The following is a 26,089-nucleotide window of genomic DNA, read 5'->3' as shown; positions in this document are numbered from 1 at the left end:
CCAACTATTCGCCGACTCACACCTGGAACCGGTAGCCCATCCCGGCCTCGGTGATGAGGTGACGCGGGTGGGACGGGTCGTCCTCGAGTTTGCGTCTCAGCTGCGCCAGATACACCCGCAGGTAGTGGGTCTCGGTGGCATACGCCGGACCCCACACCTCCCGCAGCAGTTCCTTCTGCCCCACCAGCTTGCCCTTGTTGCGCACGAGCATCTCGAGCATTCCCCACTCGGTCGGCGTCAGGTGCACCTCGGTCCCTGCCCGCCGCACCGTCTTCGCCGCCAGATCGACCGTGAACGAATCCGTCTCCACCACAGGTTCACTCGTGTCGACGACCGTCGTCGCCCGGCGGGCGGCCGCACGCACCCGCGCCAGGAACTCGTCCATCCCGAACGGCTTGGTGACGTAGTCGTCGGCGCCGGCGTCGAGAGCGTCGACCTTGTCCGCGGAGTCCGTCCGCGCCGACAGCACGATGACCGGTGCGGGGCACCACCCGCGGAGGCCGGCCAGCACCTCGGTGCCGTCCATGTCGGGTAGCCCGAGGTCGAGCACGATCACGTCCGGCGGTCGCTCGGCCGCGGCGCGCAGGGCGGCCGCCCCGGACGCGGCCGTCACCACGTCGTACCCGCGCACGCTCAGATTGATCCGCAGGGCGCGGAGAATCTGCGGTTCGTCGTCGACGACGAGAACTCTCGTCATGAATGCTCCCCTCCCGCCCCGGCCAGCTCCACCACCATCGTCAGACCACCGCCGGGGGTGTCGGTGGCGCTGGTGGTTCCGCCCATCGCGTCGACGAATCCGCGGACGACGGAGAGCCCGAGCCCGACTCCCGTGGTCGTGTCGCGGTCCCCCAGCCGCTGGAACGGGGCGAACATCTCGTCTGCCCGCCCACGCGGAATTCCCGGCCCCGTGTCGGCGACGGTGATGACGGCGCGGTCGCCCACCGCCGCGGCACCGACCCGGATCACGGAGTCCTCACCGTAGCGGAGTGCGTTGTCGATCAGATTGGCGAGCACCCGCTCGAGCAGGCCCGAATCCGCCATCGCCGTCACCGTTCCGACGTCGACTTCCACCCTTTCCCGGGCCCGGGTCCCGGTCCGGCCGCCGATTCCCAGACCCACCAGCGCCCGGTGCACCACCTCGTCGAGGTACACCGGCCGCAGCGTCGGGGTCACCACTCCCGCCGCGAGACGGGAGGAGTCGAGCAGGTTCCCGACGAGAGAGGTCAGCACGTCGGCCGATTCCTCGATGGTCGCGAGCAGTTCGGCGGTGTCCTCCGGGGAGAAGTCGACGTCGTCGCTGCGCAGGCTGGACGCGGCGGCCTTGACCGCGGCCAGTGGGGTCCGGAGGTCGTGGCTGACGGCGGACAGCAGCGACCGCCGCAACCGGTCGGCCTCGGCCAGCGCCTGCGCCTGCCCCGCCTCCTGCGCGAGCTCGGTCTGCCGGATCATGCCCACCGCCTGGTTGGCGACGGCGAGGAGCACCCGACGGTCCCGGGCGTGCAGTTCGCTGCCGCGCAGGGCGAGCGCGTATTCCCCTTCCCCCACCTCGCAGACGGTGTCGGCGTCGGCGATGCTCACCGGTGGGTGCGGCCCGACGGACCCCACCGGACCGCGGTCCCGGTGCAGCACGCTGACCGAATCCTGGCCGTAGGTCTCGCGCACCTTCTCGAGCAGCGTGTCGAGGTCGGCGCCGCGCAGCACCGATCCGGCGAACAGTGCCAGCAGCTCGGCTTCCTGCGACGCCCGGCGGGCTTCCCGTGAACGTCTGGCGGCCGCGTCGACCAGGACCGCGACGGCGACGGCCACCACGAGCAGCACGACCGTGGTGATGAAGTTGTCCGGCTCGGCGATGGTGAAGCTCCGCACCGGCGGCGTGAAGAAGTAGTTGAGGAACAGACCCGAGATCAGCGCGGAGAACGCGGCGGGGGCGACACCCCCGAGCAGCGAGACGAGCAGCACCACGATGAAGAACAGGGCTCCCTCGCCGACCAATCCGAGCCACCGGTCGACGGCACTCAACACCAGCGTGGCCACCGACGGTACGAGGACGGCGGCGATCCAGGCGATCGCCGTGCGCGAACGGGAGCCCACCGGCGACAACCGCCGCGGGCGGTGGGATTCGCCGTGCGTCACCATGTGCACGTCGATCGACCCGGACTGTTGCACCACGCTTGCGCCGATGCCCTCGTCGAAGATCCGCGCCCACCGTGAGCGTCTCGACGTGCCCAGCACCAGTTGTGTGGCGTTCGCGGTCCGGGCGAAGTCGAGCAACGTGGTCGGGACGTCGTCGCCGACGACGCTGTGCAGACTCGCGCCGATATTTGCGGCGAGGGCCCGTACCTTGCCCATCTCCGGAGCCGAGACACCCGCGAGGCCGTCGCCGCGCACCACGTGCACGACGATCAGTTCGGCGCTGGATCGCGACGCGATCCGGCCGGCGCGCCGAACCAGCGTCTCCGATTCCGGTCCGCCCGTCACCGCGACCACCACCCGTTCCCGAGCCTCCCACGTGTCGGTGATCTTGTTCTCCGCACGGTATTTCGCGAGTGCGGCATCCACCTGGTCTGCCACCCACAGCAGGGCCAGTTCGCGGAGTGCGGTGAGGTTCCCTTTCCGGAAGTAATTGCTCAGTGCCGCATCGACTTTGTCCGCGGCATAGATGTTGCCGTGGGACAGCCTGCGGCGCAGAGCCTCCGGAGTGATGTCGACCAATTCGACCTGGGTGGCGGCGCGCACCACCTCGTCGGGAACCGTTTCCTGTTGCACCACTCCGGTGATCCGCTGCACCACGTCGTTGAGGCTTTCGAGGTGCTGGACGTTGAGCGTCGAGAGGACGTCGATCCCCGCGGCGAGGAGTATCTCCACGTCCTGCCAGCGTTTCTCGTGGACGCTGCCCGGTGTGTTCGTGTGCGCGAGCTCGTCTACGAGGACCAGCGCCGGCCTGCGGGCCAGCACCGCCTCGACGTCGAGTTCCCGGCCGAGCGTGCCCCGGTAGGCGATCAGGTTGGGCGGAATCAGTTCGAGGTCGCCGAGCTGCGCCGCCGTGCGGTCACGGCCGTGGGTCTCCACCACGGCCGCGACCACGTCGCACCCCCGCTCCCGGCGGCGGTGCGCCTCACCGAGCATCGCGAACGTCTTGCCGACACCCGGTGCGGCTCCGAGATAGATGCGCAGTTCACCGCGTCGGCGTTCGGCGTCCCGGCGCACGCCCTCGGTTCCGGTACCACTCACCTCGCCATCATCCACCAGCGGTCGGGGCGGTGCACTCGGGAGCGGTCAGGCCGAGGGCCAGGTTCAGTTCGAGGACGTTCACCCGTTCCTCACCGAGGAAGCCGAGTTGCCTTCCCTCGGTGTTCTCGTCGACGAGTTGCCGGACCCGGGTCTCGCTGAGACCGTTCTCCGCAGCCACCCTCGGCACCTGCAACGCCGCGTACGCGGGGCTGATGTGCGGGTCGATGCCCGAGCCCGATCCGGTGACCGCGTCCGCCGGTACCTTGGAGGGGTCCACCCCCTCCCGGGTCGCGATCGCCGCCCGCCGGTCGGCGATGAACGTCGCCAGGATCTCACTGCTCGGCCCCTGGTTGGTGGGCAGGGCGGCGGCGGGATCGCCCGGCGCGAACGGATCCTGTTCGGCCACCGACCCGGTGACCCGGTTGTGGAAGAACGGATCCGGCTCCCCCGCAGGCACCTGCGGGTCGACACCGACCCACCGGCTCCCGACGACGCACCCGGTGCTGTCGCGCACCGCAGACCCCTCGGCCGCTCCTGCGCCGATCCTGCTCACCCCCCACACTGCGGCGGGATAGAGCACACCGAGGACTGCTGTGAGTGCGAGCAGGACGAGTAGTCCGGCCCAGGTCTGCCGGAGCAGGCCGATGAGAAATCGCATGCGGGATCACCCAATTCCGGGAATGAGACGGACGACGAGGTCGATGAGCCAGATACCGGCGAACGGCGTGATCACACCGCCGAGACCGTAGATCAGCAGGTTGCGGCCCAGCAGCGTCGACGCCGGCGACGGACGGTAGCGAACGCCTTTCAGCGACAACGGGATCAGCGCGACGATCACCACGGCGTTGAAGATCACCGCCGACAGGATGGCCGATTCCGGGGTGGCCAGCCGCATGACGTTCAGCGTATCCAGCTGCGGATAGATTCCGCTGAACAGGGCGGGGAGAATCGCGAAGTACTTGGCCAGGTCGTTGGCGAGCGAGAACGTGGTGAGCGCCCCGCGGGTGATGAGCAGTTGCTTGCCGATCTCCACCACCTCGATGAGCTTGGTGGGATCCGAATCGAGATCCACCATGTTCCCGGCTTCCTTCGCCGCGGACGTGCCGGTGTTCATCGCCACCCCGACATCCGCCTGGGCCAGCGCCGGGGCGTCGTTGGTGCCGTCCCCGGTCATCGCGACGAGCCGGCCGCCCTCCTGTTCTCTGCGGATCAGCGCGAGCTTGTCCTCGGGTGTCGCCTCGGCCATGAAGTCGTCGACACCGGCCTCGGCCGCGATGGCCTTCGCCGTCAACGGGTTGTCGCCGGTGATCATCACCGTGCGAATCCCCATGGCCCGCAGTTCCGCGAACCGCTCGGCGATGCCCGGTTTCACCACGTCCGACAGCGCGATCACGCCGAGGACGGTCGCTGCGTCTCCGTGAACGGTGGCGACCACCAACGGCGTTCCCCCGGCCTGCGCGATCTGGTTCACACTGTCGGTGACCGCGGGCGCCGACTGCCCGCCGAGCGCCTGCACCCACGTCAGCACGGCGTCGCTCGCGCCCTTGCGGATCCGGGCGCCGTCGATGTCGAGTCCGCTCATCCGGGTCTGCGCCGTGAACGGCACGAACTCCGCCGCTCTCTCCGCCTCGGACGGTGCCAGGTCCAACCCGAAGTCGCGGGCGCACAGGTCCACGATGCTGCGCCCCTCGGGCGTGCCGTCCGCGAGGCTGGACAACCGTGCGGCCGTGGCCAACTCGATCGCGGAAATACCCGGTGCGGGATGCAGGGCCGTGGCCTGCCGGTTGCCGAACGTGATGGTGCCGGTCTTGTCCATCAGCAGGGTGTCGATGTCGCCGGCGGCCTCCACCGCCCGCCCCGACATCGCCAGGACGTTCCGCTGCACCAGCCGGTCCATCCCGGCGATGCCGATGGCCGACAGCAGGGCCCCGATCGTGGTGGGGATCAGGCAGACCAGCAGCGCGATCAGCTTGATCGGATCCTGCTCCTGGCCCGCGTACAGGCCCATCGGGCCGATCGCGACGACGGCCAGCAGGAAGATGATCGTCAGCGACGCCAGCAGGATGTTCAGCGCGATCTCGTTCGGCGTCTTCTGCCGCGCCGCCCCCTCCACGAGGGCGATCATCCGGTCCACGAACGACTGTCCGGGGGCCGCGGTGATGCGCACGACGATCCGGTCGGACAGCACGGTCGTGCCACCGGTGACGGCACACCGGTCGCCACCGGATTCGCGGACGACGGGCGCCGATTCTCCGGTGATGGCCGACTCGTCCACGGTCGCGATTCCGTCGACGACGTCGCCGTCGCCGGGTATCACCTCTCCCGCCTCGACGACCACCCGGTCGCCGACGGTGAGTTCGGTACCCGCCACCGACTCCACCCGGCCGCTCGCCGTGATCCGGTGGGCGACCGTGTCCTGCTTCACCTTCCGCAGGCTCGCCGCCTGCGCCTTGCCCCGCCCTTCCGCGACCGACTCGGCCAGATTCGCGAACAGCACCGTGAACCACAGCCAGGCGACGACGGCCCAGGAGAACACCGACGGGTCGGCGACGGCCATGACGGTGGTGACGACGGAGCCGACGAACACCACGAACATCACCGGGTTGCGGGCGAGGTGCCGGGGGTCGAGTTTGCGCAGGGCGCCCGGGAGCGCCGTCACCAGCTGGGCGGGGCTGAAGATTCCCGCCTTCACGGGCGCCGGGTCGTGGCCGGCCTCGGGCGTCGTCGCCGTCCCGGATTCCGGACGACTGGTCACGTTCACACTCACTGCAGAGCCTCCGCGATCGGTCCCAGCGCGAGGGCCGGGAAGAATGTCAACGCCGCGACGAGCACGACGGTGCCGGTGAGGAGTCCGGTGAACATCGGGCCCGCCGTCGGCAGGGTCCCGGCGCCTGCGGCCGTCTTCTTCTGCGACGCCAGGGATCCGGCGAGCGCGAGGACGAAGATGATCGGCAGGAACCGGCCGAGCAGCATGCACAGGCCGAGAGCGGTCTGGAACCAGTCGCTCGTCACCGTCAGCCCGCCGAACGCACTGCCGTTGTTGTTCGAGGCCGACGCGAACGCGTACAGCACTTCCGAGAACCCGTGGATGGATCCGGGGCTTCCGGGGTCGCCGCTGTTGCCCTGGTAGCCGGTGGTCGAGGACAGGATCACGGTGATTCCGGCCCCGATCAGGACGAGCGCCGGCATCACCAGCACCGACAGGGCGGCGAGGGTGATCTCCCGCTGCCGCAGCTTCTTGCCCAGATATTCGGGTGTGCGGCCGACGAGGAGTCCGCCGACGAAGACGGCGATCAGGGCGAGGACGAGAATTCCGTAGAGCCCCGTGCCGACACCGCCGGGCGCGATCTCGCCGAGCAGCATATTGAGCAGTACGGCTCCGCCGCCGAGCGGCGACAGGCTGTCGTGCGCCGAATTCACCGCGCCCGTGGACGTTCCGGTAGTGCTCACGGCGAACAGTGCCGTGCCGGGGACTCCGAAACGAACCTCCTTGCCCTCCATCATCGCGCCCGCGGCGGTGGCGGCGACGCCGCGCCGACCCGACTCCGCGGCCAGCGTGACCGCGAGGAGCGATCCCCACAGGATGCCCATCACGGCGAGCAGGGTCAGCCCCTGGCGGTGCCCGGACACCTCGCTCGCTCGGTCGTGAGGATCGCCGACCATGGTGCCGAACGTGCGGGTGAGGGAGACCGGGATCAGCAGGATCGCGAGGATCTCGACGATGCTGCTGATCGGCGTCGGGTTCTCGAACGGGTGCGCCGAATTGGCGGCGAGAATCCCGCCGCCGTTGGTGCCGAGTTCCTTGATCGCTTCCTGCGAGGCGACGGGTGCGAGTGCATTGGTGACGGAGCTGCCGTCCAGACCGGTGGACGCGAAGCCCGGGTGGAAGGACTGGATCACGCCCTGGCTCAGCAGGATCAGCGCGATCACGAAGGAGAACGGCAGCAGAATACGCAGGCTGCCCCGGGTGAGGTCCACCCAGAAGTTGCCGATCTCACCGCCGCGCGACACCCGGACGAACCCGCGGATCAGCGCCACCGCGACGGCCATGCCCACCGCTGCGGACACGAAGTTCTGCACGGCGAGCCCGACCGGCTGGGTCAGGTTGCTCATCGTGGTCTCGGGCGCATACGACTGCCAGTTGGTGTTCGTCACGAACGACACGGCCGTGTTGAACGCCACCGCGGGACTGACCCCGGAGAGATCCCCGGACAGCGGCAGCACGCCCTGGATGCGCTGCAGGGCGTAGAGGAACAGCACACTCGCCGCGGAGAATCCCAGCACGCTGCCCGCGTAGCCGTACCAGGTCTGCTCGGTGTGGGGGTTGATGCGGCACAGGCGGTACAGGACGGATTCGACCCGCAGGTGACGGCGTGATTCGTACACGCGCGCCATATAGTCGCCCACCGGCACATATGCGACCGCGAGTACCGCGAGGACGAAGGCGACCTGCAGTCCGGCCGCCAGGGCAGGCGTCATCAGAACCGCTCCGGGTCGATGAGCGCGATCAGGAGGTACACGACGAGCGCGGCGGCAATCGCGACGAGCGCGACGGCGAGTGTTCCGGCGCCCGTCATTTCACGCGTCCGGTCTGCAGGGCACGGAGAACGAGCGCGCAACAGGCGAATCCGCCGAGGACGAGCTCGACGTAGGCCACATCGGCCATGTGAGGATCCCTCTTCGTACTGATCCTGCGGTTCAGCGCAGGCATGACACCCCACGGTTGTGGGGTGTCATGCCAGCATCACGCCGGATCTCGGCGAAAGAGGCGGCGCTGACGAAGCGCTTACGGGACTCCTCCGGCTCTTGACGCTTTCCTTACGCGGTCCGGGTCAGCCGCGTCACGGACGCGGGCACGGGTGTCCCGCTCGCCACCCACGGCGCCGGGACGGGCGCGCCGGCGACCGACCGAACCGGGACCACGCCGGCCCAGGCGCTGCTGGTTTCGGCCGGTTCGCCCGGTGGTGCGTCCCGCACCTTGACGGTCCACTGGCCCGGCGTGATCGGGAGGGCGAGGGCCAGTGTCGCGGCGAGTTCCTTGCGCCGGTGCCCCCGGACCTCCGTGCTGCGGCCGGGGATCAGCACGTCCGACAGTGCGTTCAGTGCGTCGGCGGATTCGTCTTCGCCGAGAGTGACGAGGTTGCCCCGCACCACCGCCGAACGGTAGTTGGCAGACGAGTCGAACAGGGTGTCCGCGACGACGATTCCGTCGAGCATCGCGACGCACAGCGCCGCCGGTGCACCTGCCGCCACCTGCCGGAGCGCGCCGGCTCCGGTGGAGCCGTGCAGCAGGATCCTGTCGCCGTCGCGGGCGTACAGCATCGGCACGGCCCAGGGCAGCCCGTCGACGACGGTGGCGAGGGTGCCCATCGGCGCGGCGTCGAGGACGGCGTCGAGTTGCGCGCGTTCGGTGCGGGCACGGTCCGGGTATCTCATGATCTTGTCCACGAGACCATCCTCACCCCTATGTGGATCAGCTTCCAGATCCACAATCATCATTATCGACAGACCAGTATTGTGGGGACCATGCCCCGGATCAGCCCCGAACTGCACCTGACGTTGCGGCTCCCCGACACCGACGCGCCGCTGCGGCACCGCATCGCGGAGTCGATCCTCGACGAGATCCGCGTGGGTCGCCTGCGACCCGGCGACCCACTGCCCTCCTCGCGGGCGCTGGCCGCACACCTGACGGTCGCGCGGGCGTCGGTGGTCGACGCCTACGACGAACTCTGCTCGTCCGGATACGCGAACGCCCGCGCCGGTTCCGGCACCCGGATCGCACCGGGCGCCGATGTCGCGGCCCGCGCGCACGTCGCCTCGCACACGGTCACCCGAACGTCGGATCGGGCCTTCGCCGCCGCCCCCGGGACACCGGCGGCGCGGTGGGATCTCACTCCGGGCCACCCCGATCCCGCCCTGATCTCCACCGTCGACTGGCGCCGGGCGTGGCGGACGGCCGCCGCCGCGGCCGTGACCTCGGACGTCCCGAGCCCCGGCGCGCACCCGGAGTTGCGACGGTCCCTCGCGGTACATCTACGCCGCACCCGGGGGATCGCGGCGCGCCCCAGCGAACTGGTGATCGTTCCCGGAGTCGCCGCTGCGCTCCGCACGCTCGTGGCCGCAGCAGAACTCGGCGGCCGGGACGTGGTGTTCGAGGAGCCCGGCTACAGCCGGGCCCGCACCGTCCTCGACGATTCGGGGGTGCGGACGCGCAGCGTGTCCGTGGACGGCGACGGCCTCGACCCCGCCCTGCTGCGCGCCACCGACGCCGCGGCCTATTGCACGCCCGCCCATCAGTACCCGATGGGGGCCCGGATGCCGGTGGGCCGCAGGGCGCGGCTCGTGGCCGACGCCGCGGCCTCCGGAACGGTGATCATCGAGGACGACTACGACGGCGAGTTCCGCTACGACGTGTCGGCGCTGCCCGCCCTGCGCAGCATCGACCGCGGGCCGGAATGCGTGGCGTACGTGGGCACGGCGTCGAAGATCCTCACTCCCTCGATCCGGGTGGCGTGGGTGATCGCGCCTCCGGCGCTCCGGCAGGGACTCGTCCGGGCCCTCGACGCGAGTGGTGAGGCGTGCTGCGCGACCACTGCCCTCGCGCTGGCGCATTTCATCGACTCCGGTGCGCTGTCACGGCACCTCGCCCGCGCCTCCCGCACCTACTCGGCCCGCCGGGCGGCCTTCGTCACCGCACTGCAGCAGCAATTGTCCGCGGTCGACACGGACGGTGCCGGGCTGGCCGGCATCGAGGCCGGCCTCCACGTCGTCCTGACGCTGCCCGATTCCGTCGACGACGTCGCCGTGTCGGCTGAGCTGCAGGACCACGGTGTGACGGTCCCGAGCCTCGCCGATTACCGCACCACAGCGGGGGGCCCGCGGGGGCTGGTCTGCGGGTACGCCCGACTCCCCGAGTCGCAGGCTCGCGGGGCGGCCGAGGCGATCGGGAGGGTGGTCCGGCGACATCTCGGCTGATACTGTTCGTTCGAACGAACAGTAACGGGGAGCGGCGACATGAGCGCGGGACAATTGGGCGATCGACGGCAGCGCGACAACGACGGGGATCGGTCCCCGGGACTCGTCGAGCAGGCGCAGGCGCTGGCCTCGGGCGCCACCACCTCGGTCGCGGCTACCCGCGCCGCCCTCGACCGCATCGATGCGAGCCAGCCGACGCTCAACGCGTTCAAGGTGATCCGCCGGAACAAGGCACTGGCCGAAGCCGCCGAGGCCGACCGCCGGATCGCCGCCGGTGAGCGCCTGCCGCTGCTCGGGGTCCCGATCGCCGTGAAAGACGACGTCGACGTGGCCGGGGAGCCGACCGCCTTCGGGTGCCTGGGCGACTTCCCGCCCGCGGCGCGGGACTCCGAGCTGGTGCGACGCCTGCGTGCCGCCGGCGCCGTCGTCGTGGGCAAGACCAACAGTCCGGAGCTGGGACAGTGGCCGCTGACCGGCGGTCCCGCCTTCGGGTACACCCGCAATCCCTGGAACGGTGACCACACCCCCGGAGGGTCGTCCGGCGGCGCCGCGGCGGCCGTGTCCGCCGGTGTGGTGTCCGCGGCGATCGGTTCGGACGGCGCCGGGTCCATCCGCATCCCCGCCGCCTGGACCAACCTCGTCGGGATCAAGCCTCAGCGCGGCCGAATCTCCACCTGGCCGGCAGCCGAGGCGTTCTACGGCCTCACCGTCAACGGCCCGCTGGCCCGGACGGTCGCCGACGCGGCCCTGCTCCTCGACGTCGCGTCGGGACCGCACGAGGGCGACCTGCACACGCCCGCACCGGTCACCGTCAGCGACGCCGTCGGCCGCGACCTCGGACCGCTGCGCATCGCACTGTCTCTGCGCATCCCGTTCACCGCGACCCCCACGACGCTGCATCCCGAGGTCCGCCAGGGCGTCGCACGGATCGCCGAGGCGCTGCGCAAGCTCGGGCATCGCGTCGTGGTGGACGACCCCGACTACGGAATCATGTTCGGGCTCGGTTTCCTCCCGCGGTCGATGGTCGGTATCGACGACTGGATGCGGAAGGTCCCGGACCCGTCACTCGTCGACCCCCGCACGAAGGGCAACGCCCGGACCGGCCGACTGTTGCGCGGGGCACCGCTACGTGCCGCCCGCGCCGCCGAGCCGAGGATGCAGCGACGGGTCGGAGCGATCTTCGACAAGTACGACCTCGTCCTCGCCCCGACCACCGCGACTCCCCCACCGAGGGTCGACGGGATCGACGGCATCAGCTCGTGGGCCACCGACAAGGTGATCACCGCGGTCTGCCCGTACGCGTGGCCGTGGAATGTGCTGGGCTGGCCCAGCGTGAACGTGCCGGCCGGGTTCACGTCCGGTAACCTGCCGACCGGAGCCCAGTTGATGGGACACGACGGTGCCGAGCCACTGTTGGTGTCGGTCGCGGCCCAGCTCGAGTCGGTGCTGCGGTGGGACCTGGAACGTCCCGAGAAATGGTGGTGACCGGTGGCTTCGACGGACGTTCGAGACCGCATCCTCGCGGCGGCGCTGCACATCGTCGGCACGGAAGGCATTCCCGGCGTGACCAATCGGCGGATCGCCGCGCAGGCCGGCGTGTCGCTCGGCTCCATCACGTACCACTTCCCCACGCAGACGGACCTGTTGCGCGCCGCGTTGTCCGGGTTCGTGACGGAGGAGACGCAGCGCCTGTCGGAGCTGGCGGAGGGGTACCGGGACAAGGGGCTGAGCCTCGAGGACGCCGCCGCGCTCACCGGGAAGGTCGCGAAGGACCTGGCGTTCTCCGCCGAGCGGATCGCCCCGTTCGAGCTGTACATCCAGGCGGGACGCGACCACGAGCTGCGTCAGGCCGCGGCCGAATGTTTCGCCGCGTACGACGATTTGACGGTGACGATCCTCACCGCCCTCGGCGTCCCGGACGCGGCGTCCGTCGCACCGACCATCGTCGCGACCATCGCCGGCCTGCAGCTCAGGAGACTCGCGACCGGAAGCGACGGCGATCACGACTTCGCGACGTCGGTGCTCCTTCTGCTCAGGGCCGCCGCCCCGTGAGTGGCTGACGAGCCTCTGGACTCGTTCACCACGCACGGGTGGCGCAGCCGCCTAGAACCCCAGGCGGCCCAGCTGTTTCGGGTCACGCTGCCAGTCCTTGGCCACCTTGACGTGCAGTTCGAGGAAGATCTTGGTGCCGAGCAGCTTCTCGATCTGCAGCCGGGCCTTGGTCCCCACCTCGCGGAGGCGGGCGCCGCCCTTGCCGATCACGATGCCCTTCTGGGACGGGCGTTCGACGTAGAGCAGGGCGTGGACGTCGAGCAGTTCGCCCTGCTTCTCGGTGCGTCCCTCGCGGGGGATGATCTCTTCAATGACCACAGCCAGGGAGTGCGGCAGTTCGTCGCCGAGCCCCTCGAGTGCGGCCTCGCGGATGAGTTCGGCCATCAGCGTCTCTTCGGGCTCGTCGGTGAGCTCGCCGTCCGGGTAGAACGCCGGGCCCTCCTCCATCTTCGACGCGAGGACGTCGACGAGCACCTCCACCTGCTCACCGGAGGCGGCAGAGACGGGCACGACATCCGTCTCGGGACCGAGGAGCTTGGACACGGCCAGCAACTGCTGCCCGACCATGTCCTTGCTGACCTTGTCGATCTTCGTGACGATGCCGATGAGCGTGGTCTTCGGCGCGATCTGACGGACCTGCTGCACGATCCACCGGTCGCCGGGGCCGATCTTCTCGTCCGCCGGGATGCACAGGCAGATCACGTCGACCTCGGAGTAGGTGTCGCGCACGAGGTCGTTGAGGCGCTGGCCGAGGAGCGTCCGGGGGCGGTGCAGCCCGGGGGTGTCGACGAGGATCAACTGCGCGTGCTCGCGGTGCACGATGCCGCGAATCGTATGCCGGGTCGTCTGCGGACGCGAGGACGTGATCGCGATCTTGCTGCCCACCAACGCGTTGGTGAGCGTGGACTTGCCCGTGTTGGGCCGCCCGACGAAACAGACGAATCCGGAACGGAATTCGGGTTTACTCATGCTTCTCCTCGATCACGGATCCATCGGTTCGCGCGAAGACGATCGCCGCCTGCGCACTGAGTTCGTGTAGCGCGGCGATGCCGGGGTCGTCCGGGGCTGCGCCGATCAGGACAGCCGCTTCGAACCCTTCGGCGCCACTCGACACCGCCGCGGCGACGGCCGCCTGCAGAGCTGTCAGCGACAACGCCGCCAAGGTGACGGCGCCTGCGGCGTAGGTGCGGCCGTCGAGGTCACGGACGGCAGCGCCCTGCCCGCTTCCGCTGCGGCCCAAGGCTCCCCGCGCAAGCACGATCAGCTTGGCGTCCTCGGTATCGAGTTCAGGCATCGTCGCTCTCCCGTTCGCGGTCGTCGTCGTGATCGTCTTCCGAGATGGGGGCGCGTTGCACGAAGACCGTGCTGATCCGCACCCGGCCCCGCACGTCGGGCGAGCCCTCGCCGCGCAGGATCAGCCCCTCCGACACGACCTCGGAGCCGGGAAGGGGCACCCTACCGAGTTCGTATCCGATCAACCCGCCGACGGTCTCCACCTCATCGTTTTCGAGTTCGAGTCCGAACAGTTCGCCGAGATCCTCGATGGGCAACCGCGCCGACACCCGGTACATACCGTCACCGAGGTCCTCGATCGGCGGTGTCTCGTCCTGGTCGTACTCGTCGGCGATCTCCCCGACGATTTCCTCGATGACGTCTTCGATGGTGACGAGCCCGGCGACTCCGCCGTATTCGTCCACCAGCACCGCCATGTGGTTGCGGTCACGCTGCATTTCGGCGAGCAGGCTGTCCAGTGGTTTGGAATCCGGCACGAACACGGCCGGGCGCATCACGTCGCGGACGCGGACACTGCGCCCACCGTCACGCGAGTGGTACGTCTGCTGGACCAGGTCTTTGAGGTAGACCACCCCGAGGACGTCATCGACGTTGTCGCCGATCACCGGGATCCGTGAGTGACCGCTGCGGACGGCGAGGGACGTCGCCTGTCCGGCGCTCTTGTCGCTCTCGATCCACACCATCTCGGTGCGCGGGACCATCACCTCGCGGGCCGAGGTGTCGCCGAGTTCGAACACCGACTGAATCATGCGCCGCTCCTCGTCGGCCACCACGCCACGCTCCTGCGCCATGTCGACGAGTTCCCGAAGCTCGATCTCGGAAGCGAAGGGGCCGTTGCGGAAACCACGGCCCGGCGTGATCGCGTTACCGATGAGGATCAAAAGGCGACTGATCGGGCCGAGGAGGGTACCGATGACCTGCAGGGGGAACGACGCGATGAGCGCTATCGAGTAGGCGTGCTGACGGCCGAGTGTGCGCGGACCGACGCCGATCACCACATAGTCGACGAGCACCATGACGATGGCGGTGACCGTGAGCGCCCACACCGGTTCGAGGAGGTCGATCAACCCGCCGACGAGCACCACCGTGGCGGTGATTTCGCACAGGATGCGAAGCAGCACCATGAGATTCACGTAGCGCGGGCGATCCGACAGGATGCGGAGGACCCGGTGGGCGCCGGCCCGATCCTCCTTGGCCATCTCCTCGACGCGCGCCGACGAGATGGTGTTGAGAGCGGAGTCGACGGCGGCGAACACACCGCCGAGGGGGACGAGAACGATCGCGAGGACGATCAGCGCGATGGCGCTAGTCACAAAGAACCCTTCACGTCGCGGTTACTGATCCGGCGAGTCGAAGAACCCGGCCTTGCCGAGCAACTTCTGATCGCGGGCAGCGAGTGCCGCGTCCCGTTCGGCGCGGCGAAGGTCCTCGTACCACTCTTCGAGGAGCTGGTTCTGCAGCCCGAACATTTCTTTCTCTTCTTCGGGCTCCGCGTGGTCGTAGCCGAGAAGGTGCAGCACTCCGTGGACGGTGAGCAGAGCGAGTTCGTGGGCCAGCGGGTGACCGGCCTTGTCGGCCTGATCCGCTGCGAAGGACGGGCACAGCACGATGTCGCCGAGCATCGACGGTCCGGGGTCCGGCGCATCCGGCCGACCACCCGGCTCGAGCTCGTCCATCGGGAAGGACATCACGTCGGTGGGGCCCGGCAGGTCCATCCACCGCATGTGCAGGTCCGCCATGGTGGCCGAGTCCACGAGGACCATCGACAACTCGGCCGCGGGATGGACATCCATCCGTGCGATCACAAAGCGGGCAACGCTGATCAGCTCCTCTTCGGAGACGTCCATGCCCGATTCGTTCGAGACTTCGATGCTCATGTGTGTCGCTTCCTCCTGGTTCCGGCGACACTCACCCTACCGTCGCGGAGAACGCGAGTGCGCCGCTCTCCGCTGTGCGCGGTTTCCGAGCTCCACCTTGCCGTCGCGGTCCGCCTCGAAACGCTCGTAGGCGTCGACGATGTCGGATACCAGCCGGTGCCGGACCACGTCGCTGCTGTTCAGCTCGGCGAAGTGGATGTCGTCGATGTCGCCGAGGATCTCGCTGGCGGCCCGCAGGCCCGATCGCGCGCCTCCCGGCAGGTCCACCTGGGTGACGTCACCGGTGACGACCACTTTGGAACCGAAGCCCAGCCGGGTGAGGAACATCTTCATCTGCTCGGCGGTGGTGTTCTGTGCCTCGTCGAGAATGATGAAGGCGTCGTTCAGCGTGCGACCGCGCATGTACGCCAGGGGCGCGACCTCGATGATGCCCGACTGCATCAGCTTCGGGATTGCCTCGGGGTCCATCATGTCGTGCAGCGCGTCGTGCAGTGGCCGCAGGTAGGGGTCGATTTTCTCGTGCAGCGTGCCGGGCAGGAATCCGAGCCGCTCGCCCGCCTCGACCGCGGGGCGGGTGAGGATGATCCGCGACACCTGTTTGGTCTGCAGCGATTGCACGGCCTTCGCCATCGCCAGGTACGTCTTGCCCGTGCCGGCGGGGCCGACGCCGAAGACGATCGTGTTGGCGTCGATCGCGTCCACGTACCGCTTCTGATTGAGCGTCTTGGGTCTGATGGTCTTGCCGCGCCGCGACAGGATGTCGAGAGTGAGTACCTCGGCGGGGGACTCGCTCAACCCCTGAGTCAGCATCCCGACGGTACGCCGCACCGCATCGGGTGTTAGCGGCTGTCCCCGGCCCACGATGGCGGCGAGCTCGGTGATTACCCGCTCGGCCAGGGCAACGTCCCCGGGTTTCCCGGTGAGTGTGACCGCATTGCCGCGTACGTGGATGTCTGCATCCAGGACCCGCTCGAGAGCTCGCAGATTCTCGTCGGCAGAACCGAGGAGAGGCGGGACCGTTTCGGGTGGGAGATCGATACTCGAACGCACGGTGCGTTCCGCCGGGCGCGTGGCGCCGAACGTCTCGCCATTCTGGTCTTGTTCGCTCACGTGAGGTATATGGCCTACTTCCGGTTCCCGGCGATTCACGGCGGTCGCCGTGCTCTCCGCAGTCTATCGCTCGCAGGTCAGCGCGCCCACCCGATTACGCGACAACACCGGCGTGATCGGCGACAGCGGCGGGAAACGTCACCGGTCGGCCGGACCGGCCAACAGCGCATGCCGCGAGATCTTCCAACAGTCGGTCTCGGGATTCAGGAAGGCGTAGTGGTCTTCACCCTCGACGACATGCAGCGCGATCGGGTCACCGGCCGCCCGCGCGGCCTCGCTGTACCGCACACTCACCTTCGCAGGCACTTGCACGTCCTCCGTGCCGTGCACGCAGACGACCGGTATGCCGATCGGAATCCGGTGGTAAGGAGACGCCGAGCGGTAGCGCTCGGGATCATCGCCGAAGGGAACGCCGAGAAGGTCCTCGATGTACCCGATACGCCGCCCGCGCTCCCCCGCCGACGCCAGGTCGAGCGCCCCGGCCTGTGCCACCACCATGTCGGGCCGCACCGCGGTGTGCGATTGGCCTGCGAGCCACACGGCCAGCTGTCCCCCGGCCGAGTGCCCGACCACCCGAACGCGAGACAAGTCGAAGGCCACCGGCGACTGCTCGGCGACGGGACCGGCGATTGCCTCCAGCGCGGCGACGACGTCGACGGACATCTCGTCCCACGTCCCACCCGCACCCAACCTGCGGTACTCGATGTTCCAGACCGCGACTCCGTGCCGCGCCAGATCGACCGAGAAGCTCGTTCCCAGGTTGAGGTGGTACTTGCCGCTCCAGAACCCGCCGTGCACGACCATCACCACGGGGACGGGACCCTCGACCGGCTCCTCGGGGGCGTAGAAGTGCCCGAATTGCTGCGGTTCGGTGCCGTAGGCGATACGAATGCGGTCCACGGGCAGTCAGATTAATCGCCGACGAAGATGCAGCGTCAGGCGATGGGGGCGGCGCCCCAGCGGTCCGTGAGCACGCCGAGGGCCCCGAGGGCGACCGCGGCCGCCGTGGAGGTTCGCAAGACGTGCGGTCCCAGCAGTACGGGGACGGCGCCCGCCTCCGTCAACGAGGCGACCTCGTCGTCGGCGAGGCCGCCCTCGGGTCCGACGACGAGCACAATCTCTGCGGCCGAACGCAGTGGCAGTTCGGCGAGACCCTGTGTGGCCGCTTCGTGCAGGACCGCGACGACTCCGCCGCGGCCGACCACCTCACGCACGACGGCGAGCATTCCGGCGGTGCGGTGCAGCTCCGACACCTCGGGCACGATCGCCCGCCGCGACTGCTTGGCGGCGGCCAGTGCAGCGCTACGCCAGCGGGCGACGCCCTTCGCCACCTTGGGACCCTCCCACTTGGCCACGCACCGCGACGACTGCCAGGGAATGATCGCATCGACACCGGCCTCGGTGGCGAGTTCGACGGCCAGCTCCGAGCGGTCCGCCTTCGGCAGTGCCTGGATCACCGTGACCGTGGGCGACGCTGCAGATACCTGACGACGCTCGTGGACGGTGAGTTCGAGCCGGTCCTTTCCGGCTGCGGTGACTTCGGTGTCAGCGAGGCCGCCGCGCCCGTCGGCGAGGACGATCCGCTCACCGACACCGATTCGGCGCACAGTGGCCGCGTGCCTGCCCTCGGGGCCGTCGAGCACCGCGGTCCGCCCGACCTCGGGCAGGGGGTCGAGGAAGAAGACGGTGGCCGCCACCGTCAGCGGCCGCTGAATGCTTCGCGCAGGCGGGAGAACAGCCCACCGCTGTGTTGCGACTGGGTGGAGACGACCTCGGCGACGTCCCGGTCACGCAGATCGCGCAGCTCGCGGAGAAGCTTGGCTTCCTTGTGGTCGAGGCGCGAGGGGACGACGACCTCGAGGTGCGCGTGCACGTCGCCGCGTACACCGGAGCGCAGCTTCGGCATGCCGTGTCCGCGCAGGACCGTCACCGACCCGGGCTGGGTGCCGGGTTCGATGACGATGTCCTTGGGGCCGTCGATGATGGTGTCGATGGTGACCGTGGTTCCGAGCGCGGCGTCGACCATCGGCACCCGGACGGTGCAGTGCAGATCTTCGCCGTCGCGGACGAATACTTCGTGTGCCTGCTCGACGACCTCGACGTACAGGTCACCGGCCGGACCACCGCCGGGGCCGACCTCGCCCTGCGCGGCGAGCCGGATCCGCATACCTCCGGCGACGCCGGCAGGGACCTTGACGGTGATGTCGCGGCGGGCGCGCACGCGGCCGTCGCCGCCGCACTTGTGGCAGGGATCCGGAATGGTTTCGCCCGCGCCGCGGCACGTCGGACACGGACGGGAGGTCATCACCTGACCGAGGAACGAACGCTGGACCGACTGCACTTCACCGGCACCGCCACACGTCTCACAGCGCACGGGCTTGGAGTTTCCGTTGGTGCCGGAGCCGGTGCAGCTGTCGCACAGGATCGCCGTCTCGACCGCGACCTGCTTGCTCACGCCGGTCGCGCATTCGGCCAGCGTCAGACGGGTGCGCAGGAGGGAGTCCGCTCCGGGTTGCACCCGGCCGCGGGGACCGCGTCCCGCGCCACCTCCGCCACCGAAGAACGCTTCGAACACGTCGCCGAGGCCGCCACCGAAACCGCCACCGAAGCCGGCACCCGCACCACCACCGGAGGACAGCGGGTCGCCACCGAGATCGACGATGCGCCGCTTCTCCGGGTCGGACAGCACCTCGTAGGCCGTCGAGATCTCCCGGAACCGAGCCTGCGCCGACTCGTCGGGGTTCACGTCGGGATGCAGTTCCCTCGCAAGCTTGCGGTAGGCGCGCTTGAGCTCCTGGTCGGTCGCCTTCTGGTCGACGCCGAGCGTTGCGTAGTAATCCCGTGCCACGTTGAGTCTCTCGTCCTTCTCTACTTCGTCATCTCGCTATTGATCCGTCTTCGCGTCCCCGGCTCCCGTCGAGCTCATGGGTCCGGCGGTTACCGCTCGGCGAGTACCTGGCCGATGTATCTGGCAACGGCTGCCACCGACGCGATTGTTCCCGGATAGTCCATTCGGGTGGGTCCGAGCACTCCCATGCCGCCGAGCACGGTGCCGGCGGCGCCGTAGCCGGTGGAAATGACCGAGGTGCCGCGCATCTGCTCCACCTGTGTTTCTTCGCCGATCCGCACGGTGACGGTGCCGGCATCCTGGGTGGCGGCCAGCAGTTTCAGGACCACCACCTGCTCCTCGAGCGCCTCGAGGACGGCCCGCAACGAACCGGGCAGCCCGCTGATACCGGTGAAATCGGCGGCATTGCGGGTGAGGTTCGCCGTGCCGCCGAGCACCAGCCGCTCCTCGGGGTGTTCGACGAGCGTTTCCACGAGCACGGTGGCCGAACGGACCACCGCGTCGCGGAGGTCTTCGGGAGCCTCTTCGGCGAGTTCCGACACGGCGATCGACGCCGCCGCCAGCCGCTTGCCTTCGAGAGCGCCGCCGAGGAGCCTGCGCAGTCGTGCGAGGTCTTCGTCGTCGAGGACGTCACCGAGTTCGACGATGCGTTGATCGACGCGGCCGGAGTCGGTGATCAACACCAGCAGCAGCCGGGCGGGTGTCAAGGCGACCACCTCGAGATGACGAACGCTCGACGCCGAAAGTGTGGGATATTGCACAACCGCGACCTGCCGCGTCAGTTGCGCGAGGAGCCGCACGCCCCGCCGGAGCACGTCGTCCAGGTCGACACCCGACTCGAGGAACTCCAGGATGGCGCGCCGTTCCGCGGTCGACAGTGGCTTCACTTCGGCGATGCGGTCCACAAACTGCCGGTAACCCTTGTCCGTGGGCACGCGACCGGAACTCGTGTGCGGCTGGGCGATGTATCCCTCGTTCTCGAGGAAGGCCATGTCATTGCGCACGGTGGCGCTGGAAACCCCCAGGTTGTGCCGCTCGACCAGCGCTTTGGACCCCACGGGCTCCTGTGTGGAGACGTAGTCGGCGACGATCGCGCGTAGAACCTCGAAACGTCTGTCGTCAGTACTCGACACCGCCATCCACCTCCAGTTCTCGATCATCACGAATACGGCCCTCACCGAACCGGGTTCGGTGAGGCCCTCACGTCCCCTGAGCTCCGTGCGTAGGCACGTGCATCGCGGCTCGATCCAGTCTAATCGTCCGGACGCCCGCACCCGCCGAGGCCTTACTGTGGTGACCGGAAGTCGCGCATCGGTGACCAGCTGGATATTCGGGCGTCGATGAGCGCACGGCACGACTACGGGCGGATGACGAGGCGATGATTTTCAAAGGTGTCATGGACGGCAAGCCCTACCCGGACCACGGTTTGTCGCTGCGCGACTGGTCCAAGATCCCGCCGCGGCAGGTTCGACTCGACGAAATCGTCACCACGACCAAGGTTCTGGAACTCGACCGGCTGCTGTCCGAGGATTCGACGTTCTACGGCGACCTCTTTCCGCACGCCGTGCAGTGGCATGGGGTGCTGTACCTCGAGGACGGACTACACCGGGCGGTGCGGTCGGCCCTGCGAAACCGGGTGGTGCTGCACGCGCGGGTGTTCGACTACGACGAGATGCCCGGCATCGTGACCGCCTGATCGCGGTCCGGCTACCGGAGAACGGTCCTGACAACGGCATCGGCGAGGAGCCGTCCCCGATCGGTCAGCACCAGGTGATCGCCGTCTCGCAGCAGAAGCCCGTCCTTCACTACCGCATCGGCGGAGCGGCGTTCCCCGGCGTCGAGCTCGGCTACCGGCAGGCCCGTCCGCAACCGTGCGGTCAGCATCACCCGTTCGAGGTGGCGATCGTCGTCGGTGAGGTGTTCACTTCCGCCGACCGGTAGCGATCCGGCCGCGAGCTGCTCGGCATAGCGGGCCGGGTGTTTGACATTCCACCAGCGCACGCCCCCGACGTGACTGTGGGCGCCCGGGCCGGCTCCCCACCAGTCACCACCGTCCCAGTACCCGAGGTTGTGCCGGCATTCCGCTCCGCTCACAGCCCAGTTCGACACCTCGTACCAGGTCAGGCCGGCGTCGGCGAGGCGGGCGTCGATCCGTTCGTAGCGCGATGCCAGCACGTCGTCGTCCGGTGCCGGCAGTTCACCGCGACGGACTTTCCTGGCCAGCGCGGTACCGTCCTCGACGATCAGCGCATAGGCCGAGACGTGGTCGACCCCCGCCGAGAGCACCGCATCCAGCGAGAGGTCGAGGTCCTCGTCGCGTTCGCCCGGTGTGCCGTAGATGAGGTCGAGGTTGACGTGCTCGAACCCGGCGGCCCGCGCTTCGAGGGCGGCGGCGACCGCCCGACCGGGAGTGTGCGTCCGATCGAGCACTTTCAGGACGTGCTGGGCCGCGGACTGCATGCCCAGCGAGACACGGGTGTATCCGCCTGCGCGGAGCCGGTCGAAGAACGCCGGCGATGTCGACTCGGGGTTCGATTCCGTCGTGACCTCGGCGCCATCGGCCAGCCCGAAGCTCGCGCGGACGGCGCCGAGGACGTCGGCCAGACCGTCACCGCCCAGCAGTGAAGGGGTACCGCCGCCGACGAACACCGTGTCGACGGCCGGCGCCCCGGTCAGCTCCGCTGCCGCGTCGAGTTCGCGGCGCAATCCCTCCATCCACGACTGCGGGGACGCAGAGGTGCCGAGTTCACCGGCCGTGTAGGTGTTGAAATCGCAGTAACCGCAGCGTGTGGCGCAGAACGGAACGTGGATGTAGATGCCGAACGGACGACTCCCCACGCCGGAGAGAGACCGTTCCGGCAGCACGAATGGGCCCGCCTCGCGCAGACTGCCGGGGGTCGTACTGGTTCCGCTCACTCCTCCAGTGTCCACGGTGTTGCGTTGCGGCGATTCCACGGGACGTGGCCACCGCCCGACCGACCGGAAGAAATGCACCCAAGCGTGATATTTCCCGCAAAAATGGTGGAAATCGGTCCCCGGCTCGGAGTCAGCGATCTGACGTGGCACAATGGACCGCATGACCGGACCCGGAGTGCGACTGGTGGCACGTCGCCACGTCGATCTCAAGCGTGTCTGCAGCTGTTGTTGTCTGCCCTGCTGCGCGCAGTAAACCAGCCTGTCAGCCCGTTCATCATTCTTCTCGACTTCCGGCCGGATTCGTACGCCCCGAGCGAGGAACAGCGTTCCTCCTCGGCCTCAGCCGGTGCACCGTGAGACACAGGAGTGCTCCATGACGTCGACCACCGACGCCTCCCCCGCTGCCACCGACGCAGCTCCCGCGCCCACTCGCACCCGCACGGCGAAGCCGACCCGCCGACGGGCCGAGGGACAGTGGGCCCTCGGCTACCGCGAGCCGCTCAACGCCAACGAGCAGGCGAAGAAGGACGACAACCCGCTCAACGTCCGAGCGCGCATCGAGAACATCTACTCGAAGCAAGGTTTCGACAGCATCGACAAGAGCGACCTGCGTGGCCGCATGCGCTGGTGGGGTCTTTACACCCAGCGCGAGCAGGGTTACGACGGCACCTTCACCGGTGACGAGAACATCGACCTGCTCGAGGCCCGGTACTTCATGATGCGGGTGCGGTGCGACGCCGGCGCACTCAACGTCGAACAGCTCCGCACCATCGCCGGTATCTCCACGGAGTTCGCTCGCGACACTGCCGACCTCTCGGACCGCGAGAACGTCCAGTACCACTGGATCGAGGTCGAGAACGTCCCGGAGATCTGGAAGCGCCTCGAAGGTGTCGGTCTCAAGACCACCGAAGCGTGCGGCGACTGCCCGCGCGTGGTGCTGGGTTCGCCTCTCGCCGGTGAGTCGCTGACCGAGGTCCTCGATCCGACGCCCGCGATCGACGAGATCGTCCGCCGCTACATCGGCAAGCCCGAGTACTCCAACCTGCCGCGCAAGTTCAAGACCGCCATCTCGGGTCAGCAGGACGTGGTCCACGAGATCAACGATGTCGCGTTCATCGGTGTCAACCATCCGGAGCACGGTCCCGGCCTCGACCTCTGGGTCGGCGGCGGACTGTCCACCAACCCCATGCTCGCGCAGCGCGTCGGCGTGTGGGTGCCGCTCGACGAGGTCGCCGACGTCTGGGAAGCCGTCGTCTCGATCTTCCGTGACTACGGCTACCGCCGGCTGCGCGCCAAGGCCCGCCTCAAGTTCCTCGTGAAGGACTGGGGTATCGAGAAGTTCCGTGAGGTACTCGAGACCGAGTACCTGAAGCGCAAGCTGATCGACGGCCCGGCGCCGGAGAAGCCGCTGCGTCCCATCGATCACGTCGGCGTGCAGAAGACCCGCAACGGCCTCAATGCCGTCGGCGTCGCGCCCATCGCCGGCCGTGTGTCGGGCACTATTCTCGCGAAGGTCGCCGACGCTGCCGAACGCGCCGGCAGCGACAAGATCCGCTTCACGCCCTACCAGAAGCTGATCATCCTCGACGTCGCCGACGACAAGCTCGACCAGCTGATCGCCGACCTGGACGAGGTGGGTCTGCCCGCTCGTCCGTCGCACTGGCGCAAGAACCTGATGGCCTGCTCGGGCATCGAGTTCTGCAAGCTGTCGTTCGCGGAGACGCGCAAGCGCTCGCAGGTGCTGGTTCCCGAACTCGAGCAGCGGCTGGCCGACATCAACGCGCAGCTCGATGTGCCGATCACGATCAACATCAACGGCTGCCCCAACTCGTGCGCCCGCTCCCAGGTCGCCGACATCGGATTCAAGGGAATGCTCGTCGACGACGGCGAAGGCAACCAGGTGGAGGGCTTCCAAGTCCACCTCGGCGGCAGCCTCGGTTTCGATGCAGCTTTCGGCCGGAAGCTCCGGCAGCACAAGGTCACCAGCACCGAACTCGGTGACTACATCGATCGCGTCGTCCGCCAGTTCGTGAAGCATCGCAACGAAGGTGAGCGCTTCGCGGAATGGGTCGTTCGAGCTGACGAAGGAGACTTACGATGAATCTCGCCACAGCCACACACGACGATCTCCGGCTCCTTGCCGAGCGCGGAGCAGCAAGCCTCGAAGGTGCCACCGCGCAGGAGCTGCTGCAGTGGACCGAAGAGACGTTCGGGGACGGTGCGAGCGACGCGACGGGCTATCGGAACAGCTACATCGTCGCGTCGAACATGCAGGACGGTGTTCTGGTCCACCTCGCCGCCCAGGTTCACCCCGGCGTGGACGTGTTGTTCCTCGACACCGGCTATCACTTCGCGGAGACCATCGGCACCCGCGACGCCGTGGAGCAGGTGTACGGGGTCAACATCATCAACGCCCGCGCCGAGGCCAGCGTGGCCGAGCAGGATGTGGCGGAGGGCAAGGATCTGTTCGCCCGTGAGCCCAACCGGTGCTGCGCACTACGCAAGGTCGCGCCGCTGAAGAAGACTCTCGCCGGTTACAAGGCCTGGGTCACCGGTATCCGGCGGGTCGAGGCCCCCACGCGGGCCAACGCGCCGCTGATCTCGTTCGACGAGGCGTTCGGTCTGGTGAAGATCAACCCGATCGCCGCGTGGTCCGACGAAGACATGCAGGCCTACATCGACGAGCACTCGATTCTCGTGAATCCGCTTGTCGACGAAGGCTATCCGTCCATCGGGTGCGCTCCGTGCACCAGCAAGCCAGCCCCCGGCAGCGATCCGCGCAGCGGCCGCTGGGCCGGTAAGGCCAAGACAGAATGCGGGTTGCACGCCTCATGAGCATCGATTTCTCCACCTCCGTTGCCGACACGGGCGTTCGCCCGCAGTTGAACGGCACTCAGTTCGACACACTCGACGCACTCGAGTCGGAAGCGATCCACATCTTCCGTGAGGTCGCCGGCGAGTTCGAACGCCCGGTCATCCTCTTCTCGGGTGGCAAGGACTCGACGGTGCTGCTGCATCTGGCCATCAAGGCGTTCTGGCCCGCACCGCTGCCCTTCGCCCTGCTGCACGTCGACACCGGCCACAACCTGCAGGAGGTGCTGGACTTCCGCGACCATGTGGTCTCGAAGTACAACCTGCGCCTGCACGTCGCGAAGGTCGAGGACTACCTGGCCGACGGTCGCCTCACCGAACGTCCCGACGGGATCCGCAACCCCCTTCAGACTGTGCCGTTGCTCGACGCGATTGCCGAGAACCGTTTCGACGCCGTCTTCGGTGGCGCTCGCCGCGACGAAGAACGCGCCCGGGCCAAGGAGCGCATCTTCTCGCTGCGCAACGCGTTCGGCCAGTGGGACCCGAAGAAGCAGCGCCCCGAACTGTGGAACCTGTACAACGGCAAACACTCCCCCGGTGAGCAGGTCCGCGTGTTCCCGCTCAGCAACTTCACGGAACTCGACATCTGGCGTTACATCGCCCGCGACAACGTCGAACTCGCCAGCATCTACTACGCCCACCAGCGTGCGGTGTACCAGCGCGACGGCATGTGGATGACCCCGGGCGTGTGGGGCGGTCCGACCGAAGGCGAGGAACTGCAGACCTTGTCGGTGCGATACCGCACTGTCGGTGATGGATCGACCACCGGCGCAGTCCTTTCCGACGCCGCCGACAACGAGGCGATCCTCGCCGAGGTCGCGGCATCCCGATTGACCGAGCGCGGCGCGACACGCGGCGACGACCGAGTTTCCGAAGCGGCCATGGAAGACCGCAAGCGAGAGGGCTACTTCTGATC

Annotated in this window: 25 protein-coding genes; 8 read left to right on the top strand and 17 right to left on the bottom strand. The window is 68.5% G+C overall.

The features are described 5' to 3' along the window. Nucleotides 1-16: 16 nt before the first annotated feature. The 7 genes from R4P95_RS19330 to R4P95_RS19300 form a co-directional block, all read right to left on the bottom strand. The gene (locus tag R4P95_RS19330) at nucleotides 17-697 is read right to left on the bottom strand and encodes a response regulator (protein WP_213572514.1); all 681 of its coding nucleotides are present in this window, start codon (nucleotides 695-697) and stop codon (nucleotides 17-19) included. Beyond that, entirely contained in the window at nucleotides 694-3,231 is a 2,538-nt protein-coding gene (locus R4P95_RS19325; RefSeq protein WP_317746242.1) for a sensor histidine kinase KdpD, read from the bottom strand. Before R4P95_RS19325 ends, R4P95_RS19330 begins: the two co-directional genes overlap by 4 nt. A 7-nt stretch (nucleotides 3,232-3,238) precedes the next feature. Then, on the bottom strand, nucleotides 3,239-3,889 hold the full coding sequence (locus tag R4P95_RS19320) for a potassium-transporting ATPase subunit C (RefSeq protein ID WP_213572516.1): 651 nt from the start codon (nucleotides 3,887-3,889) through the stop codon (nucleotides 3,239-3,241). Between the two features lie 6 nt (nucleotides 3,890-3,895). After that, nucleotides 3,896-5,998: a potassium-transporting ATPase subunit KdpB gene (gene kdpB, locus R4P95_RS19315; RefSeq protein WP_317746243.1), complete on the bottom strand. Its 2,103-nt coding sequence runs from the start codon at nucleotides 5,996-5,998 to the stop codon at nucleotides 3,896-3,898. Next, nucleotides 5,995-7,710: a potassium-transporting ATPase subunit KdpA gene (gene kdpA / locus R4P95_RS19310; RefSeq protein ID WP_317746244.1), complete on the bottom strand. Its 1,716-nt coding sequence runs from the start codon at nucleotides 7,708-7,710 to the stop codon at nucleotides 5,995-5,997. Before kdpA ends, kdpB begins: the two co-directional genes overlap by 4 nt. Beyond that, complete coding sequence (kdpF, locus tag R4P95_RS19305) at nucleotides 7,710-7,808, bottom strand: K(+)-transporting ATPase subunit F (RefSeq protein ID WP_105415108.1); 99 nt, start codon at nucleotides 7,806-7,808, stop codon at nucleotides 7,710-7,712. The genes kdpA and kdpF overlap by 1 nt, the downstream gene beginning before the upstream one ends. 241 nt (nucleotides 7,809-8,049) lie before the next feature. Next, nucleotides 8,050-8,679, bottom strand: a complete 630-nt coding sequence (locus R4P95_RS19300) for a pyridoxamine 5'-phosphate oxidase family protein (RefSeq protein ID WP_317746245.1) — start codon at nucleotides 8,677-8,679, stop codon at nucleotides 8,050-8,052. Nucleotides 8,680-8,697: 18 nt separating this feature from the next. Here R4P95_RS19300 and R4P95_RS19295 point away from each other — a divergent pair, with 18 nt between their 5' ends. Genes R4P95_RS19295 through R4P95_RS19285 form a run of 3 tightly spaced genes read left to right on the top strand, consistent with a single transcriptional unit; the run spans nucleotide 8,698 to nucleotide 12,258 of the window. Further along, nucleotides 8,698-10,206, top strand: coding sequence for a PLP-dependent aminotransferase family protein (locus R4P95_RS19295; protein WP_317746246.1), 1,509 nt, complete (start codon nucleotides 8,698-8,700; stop codon nucleotides 10,204-10,206). 39 nt (nucleotides 10,207-10,245) lie between these two features. Then, complete coding sequence (locus R4P95_RS19290) at nucleotides 10,246-11,691, top strand: amidase (protein WP_317746247.1); 1,446 nt, start codon at nucleotides 10,246-10,248, stop codon at nucleotides 11,689-11,691. Between the two features lie 3 nt (nucleotides 11,692-11,694). Next, nucleotides 11,695-12,258: a TetR/AcrR family transcriptional regulator gene (locus tag R4P95_RS19285; protein WP_105415104.1), complete on the top strand. Its 564-nt coding sequence runs from the start codon at nucleotides 11,695-11,697 to the stop codon at nucleotides 12,256-12,258. Nucleotides 12,259-12,309: 51 nt separating this feature from the next. Here the strand turns inward: R4P95_RS19285 and era are convergent, their stop codons facing one another. The 9 genes from era to hrcA form a co-directional block, all read right to left on the bottom strand. Continuing rightward, nucleotides 12,310-13,227 (bottom strand): GTPase Era, encoded by a 918-nt coding sequence (era, locus tag R4P95_RS19280; RefSeq protein WP_213572523.1) that lies wholly within the window; start codon nucleotides 13,225-13,227, stop codon nucleotides 12,310-12,312. Beyond that, entirely contained in the window at nucleotides 13,220-13,552 is a 333-nt protein-coding gene (locus R4P95_RS19275; protein WP_213572524.1) for a cytidine deaminase, read from the bottom strand. Before R4P95_RS19275 ends, era begins: the two co-directional genes overlap by 8 nt. Next, nucleotides 13,545-14,864 (bottom strand): hemolysin family protein, encoded by a 1,320-nt coding sequence (locus R4P95_RS19270; RefSeq protein ID WP_213572525.1) that lies wholly within the window; start codon nucleotides 14,862-14,864, stop codon nucleotides 13,545-13,547. Before R4P95_RS19270 ends, R4P95_RS19275 begins: the two co-directional genes overlap by 8 nt. Before the next feature lie 21 nt (nucleotides 14,865-14,885). Then, nucleotides 14,886-15,428: an rRNA maturation RNase YbeY gene (gene ybeY, locus R4P95_RS19265; RefSeq protein WP_109329011.1), complete on the bottom strand. Its 543-nt coding sequence runs from the start codon at nucleotides 15,426-15,428 to the stop codon at nucleotides 14,886-14,888. A gap of 36 nt (nucleotides 15,429-15,464) precedes the next feature. Continuing rightward, a complete protein-coding gene (locus tag R4P95_RS19260; protein WP_213572526.1) occupies nucleotides 15,465-16,538 on the bottom strand; it encodes a PhoH family protein in 1,074 nt (357 codons plus the stop codon). A gap of 138 nt (nucleotides 16,539-16,676) precedes the next feature. Further along, nucleotides 16,677-17,438 carry an alpha/beta hydrolase family protein gene (locus tag R4P95_RS19255; RefSeq protein ID WP_213572527.1) on the bottom strand — a complete coding sequence of 254 codons (762 nt, stop codon included), beginning with the start codon at nucleotides 17,436-17,438 and terminating at the stop codon, nucleotides 16,677-16,679. Nucleotides 17,439-17,473: 35 nt separating this feature from the next. Beyond that, nucleotides 17,474-18,235, bottom strand: a complete 762-nt coding sequence (locus tag R4P95_RS19250; RefSeq protein ID WP_317746248.1) for a 16S rRNA (uracil(1498)-N(3))-methyltransferase — start codon at nucleotides 18,233-18,235, stop codon at nucleotides 17,474-17,476. A gap of 2 nt (nucleotides 18,236-18,237) precedes the next feature. Beyond that, nucleotides 18,238-19,386, bottom strand: coding sequence for a molecular chaperone DnaJ (gene dnaJ / locus R4P95_RS19245; protein WP_159921475.1), 1,149 nt, complete (start codon nucleotides 19,384-19,386; stop codon nucleotides 18,238-18,240). Nucleotides 19,387-19,475: 89 nt separating this feature from the next. Next, nucleotides 19,476-20,519, bottom strand: a complete 1,044-nt coding sequence (gene hrcA, locus R4P95_RS19240) for a heat-inducible transcriptional repressor HrcA (protein ID WP_109335011.1) — start codon at nucleotides 20,517-20,519, stop codon at nucleotides 19,476-19,478. Between the two features lie 245 nt (nucleotides 20,520-20,764). Between hrcA and R4P95_RS19235 the strand changes: the two genes are divergently transcribed. After that, nucleotides 20,765-21,082 (top strand): type II toxin-antitoxin system VapB family antitoxin, encoded by a 318-nt coding sequence (locus R4P95_RS19235; protein ID WP_005261240.1) that lies wholly within the window; start codon nucleotides 20,765-20,767, stop codon nucleotides 21,080-21,082. 11 nt (nucleotides 21,083-21,093) lie between these two features. Here the strand turns inward: R4P95_RS19235 and hemW are convergent, their stop codons facing one another. Continuing rightward, complete coding sequence (gene hemW, locus R4P95_RS19230) at nucleotides 21,094-22,302, bottom strand: radical SAM family heme chaperone HemW (protein ID WP_213572528.1); 1,209 nt, start codon at nucleotides 22,300-22,302, stop codon at nucleotides 21,094-21,096. Nucleotides 22,303-22,453: 151 nt separating this feature from the next. Between hemW and R4P95_RS33620 the strand changes: the two genes are divergently transcribed. The 4 genes from R4P95_RS33620 to cysD all read left to right on the top strand — a co-directional run bounded on the left by R4P95_RS33620 (nucleotide 22,454) and on the right by cysD (nucleotide 26,087). Then, the gene (locus tag R4P95_RS33620; RefSeq protein WP_374433888.1) at nucleotides 22,454-22,555 is read left to right on the top strand and encodes an Ms4527A family Cys-rich leader peptide; all 102 of its coding nucleotides are present in this window, start codon (nucleotides 22,454-22,456) and stop codon (nucleotides 22,553-22,555) included. A 120-nt stretch (nucleotides 22,556-22,675) separates the two neighbouring features. Continuing rightward, entirely contained in the window at nucleotides 22,676-24,403 is a 1,728-nt protein-coding gene (locus R4P95_RS19220; protein WP_109329001.1) for a nitrite/sulfite reductase, read from the top strand. Further along, nucleotides 24,400-25,137 (top strand): phosphoadenylyl-sulfate reductase, encoded by a 738-nt coding sequence (locus R4P95_RS19215; RefSeq protein ID WP_213572529.1) that lies wholly within the window; start codon nucleotides 24,400-24,402, stop codon nucleotides 25,135-25,137. The genes R4P95_RS19220 and R4P95_RS19215 overlap by 4 nt, the downstream gene beginning before the upstream one ends. Further along, nucleotides 25,134-26,087 carry a sulfate adenylyltransferase subunit CysD gene (gene cysD, locus R4P95_RS19210; protein ID WP_109328997.1) on the top strand — a complete coding sequence of 318 codons (954 nt, stop codon included), beginning with the start codon at nucleotides 25,134-25,136 and terminating at the stop codon, nucleotides 26,085-26,087. The genes R4P95_RS19215 and cysD overlap by 4 nt, the downstream gene beginning before the upstream one ends. Nucleotides 26,088-26,089 lie beyond the last annotated feature (2 nt).

Source organism: Rhodococcus sp. IEGM 27 (genome assembly GCF_033142305.1).
GTDB classification, from domain to species: domain Bacteria; phylum Actinomycetota; class Actinomycetes; order Mycobacteriales; family Mycobacteriaceae; genus Rhodococcus_F; species Rhodococcus_F oxybenzonivorans.
This window is presented reverse-complemented; position numbering and strand designations above follow the sequence as displayed.

What these genes read in the sequence shown, in the direction of transcription:
- R4P95_RS19330 (WP_213572514.1), bottom strand. Translation starts at nt 697, where the DNA reads ATGACGAGAGTTCTCGTCGTCGACGACGAACCGCAGATTCTCCGCGCC.
- ybeY (WP_109329011.1), bottom strand. Translation starts at nt 15,428, where the DNA reads ATGAGCATCGAAGTCTCGAACGAATCGGGCATGGACGTCTCCGAAGAG.
- era (WP_213572523.1), bottom strand. Translation starts at nt 13,227, where the DNA reads ATGAGTAAACCCGAATTCCGTTCCGGATTCGTCTGTTTCGTCGGGCGG.
- R4P95_RS19290 (WP_317746247.1), top strand. Translation starts at nt 10,246, where the DNA reads ATGAGCGCGGGACAATTGGGCGATCGACGGCAGCGCGACAACGACGGG.
- R4P95_RS19295 (WP_317746246.1), top strand. Translation starts at nt 8,698, where the DNA reads ATGTGGATCAGCTTCCAGATCCACAATCATCATTATCGACAGACCAGT.
- kdpA (WP_317746244.1), bottom strand. Translation starts at nt 7,710, where the DNA reads ATGACGCCTGCCCTGGCGGCCGGACTGCAGGTCGCCTTCGTCCTCGCG.
- R4P95_RS19275 (WP_213572524.1), bottom strand. Translation starts at nt 13,552, where the DNA reads ATGCCTGAACTCGATACCGAGGACGCCAAGCTGATCGTGCTTGCGCGG.
- R4P95_RS19215 (WP_213572529.1), top strand. Translation starts at nt 24,400, where the DNA reads ATGAATCTCGCCACAGCCACACACGACGATCTCCGGCTCCTTGCCGAG.
- R4P95_RS33620 (WP_374433888.1), top strand. Translation starts at nt 22,454, where the DNA reads ATGGACCGCATGACCGGACCCGGAGTGCGACTGGTGGCACGTCGCCAC.
- R4P95_RS19220 (WP_109329001.1), top strand. Translation starts at nt 22,676, where the DNA reads ATGACGTCGACCACCGACGCCTCCCCCGCTGCCACCGACGCAGCTCCC.
- R4P95_RS19235 (WP_005261240.1), top strand. Translation starts at nt 20,765, where the DNA reads ATGATTTTCAAAGGTGTCATGGACGGCAAGCCCTACCCGGACCACGGT.
- cysD (WP_109328997.1), top strand. Translation starts at nt 25,134, where the DNA reads ATGAGCATCGATTTCTCCACCTCCGTTGCCGACACGGGCGTTCGCCCG.
- kdpF (WP_105415108.1), bottom strand. Translation starts at nt 7,808, where the DNA reads ATGACGGGCGCCGGAACACTCGCCGTCGCGCTCGTCGCGATTGCCGCC.
- R4P95_RS19320 (WP_213572516.1), bottom strand. Translation starts at nt 3,889, where the DNA reads ATGCGATTTCTCATCGGCCTGCTCCGGCAGACCTGGGCCGGACTACTC.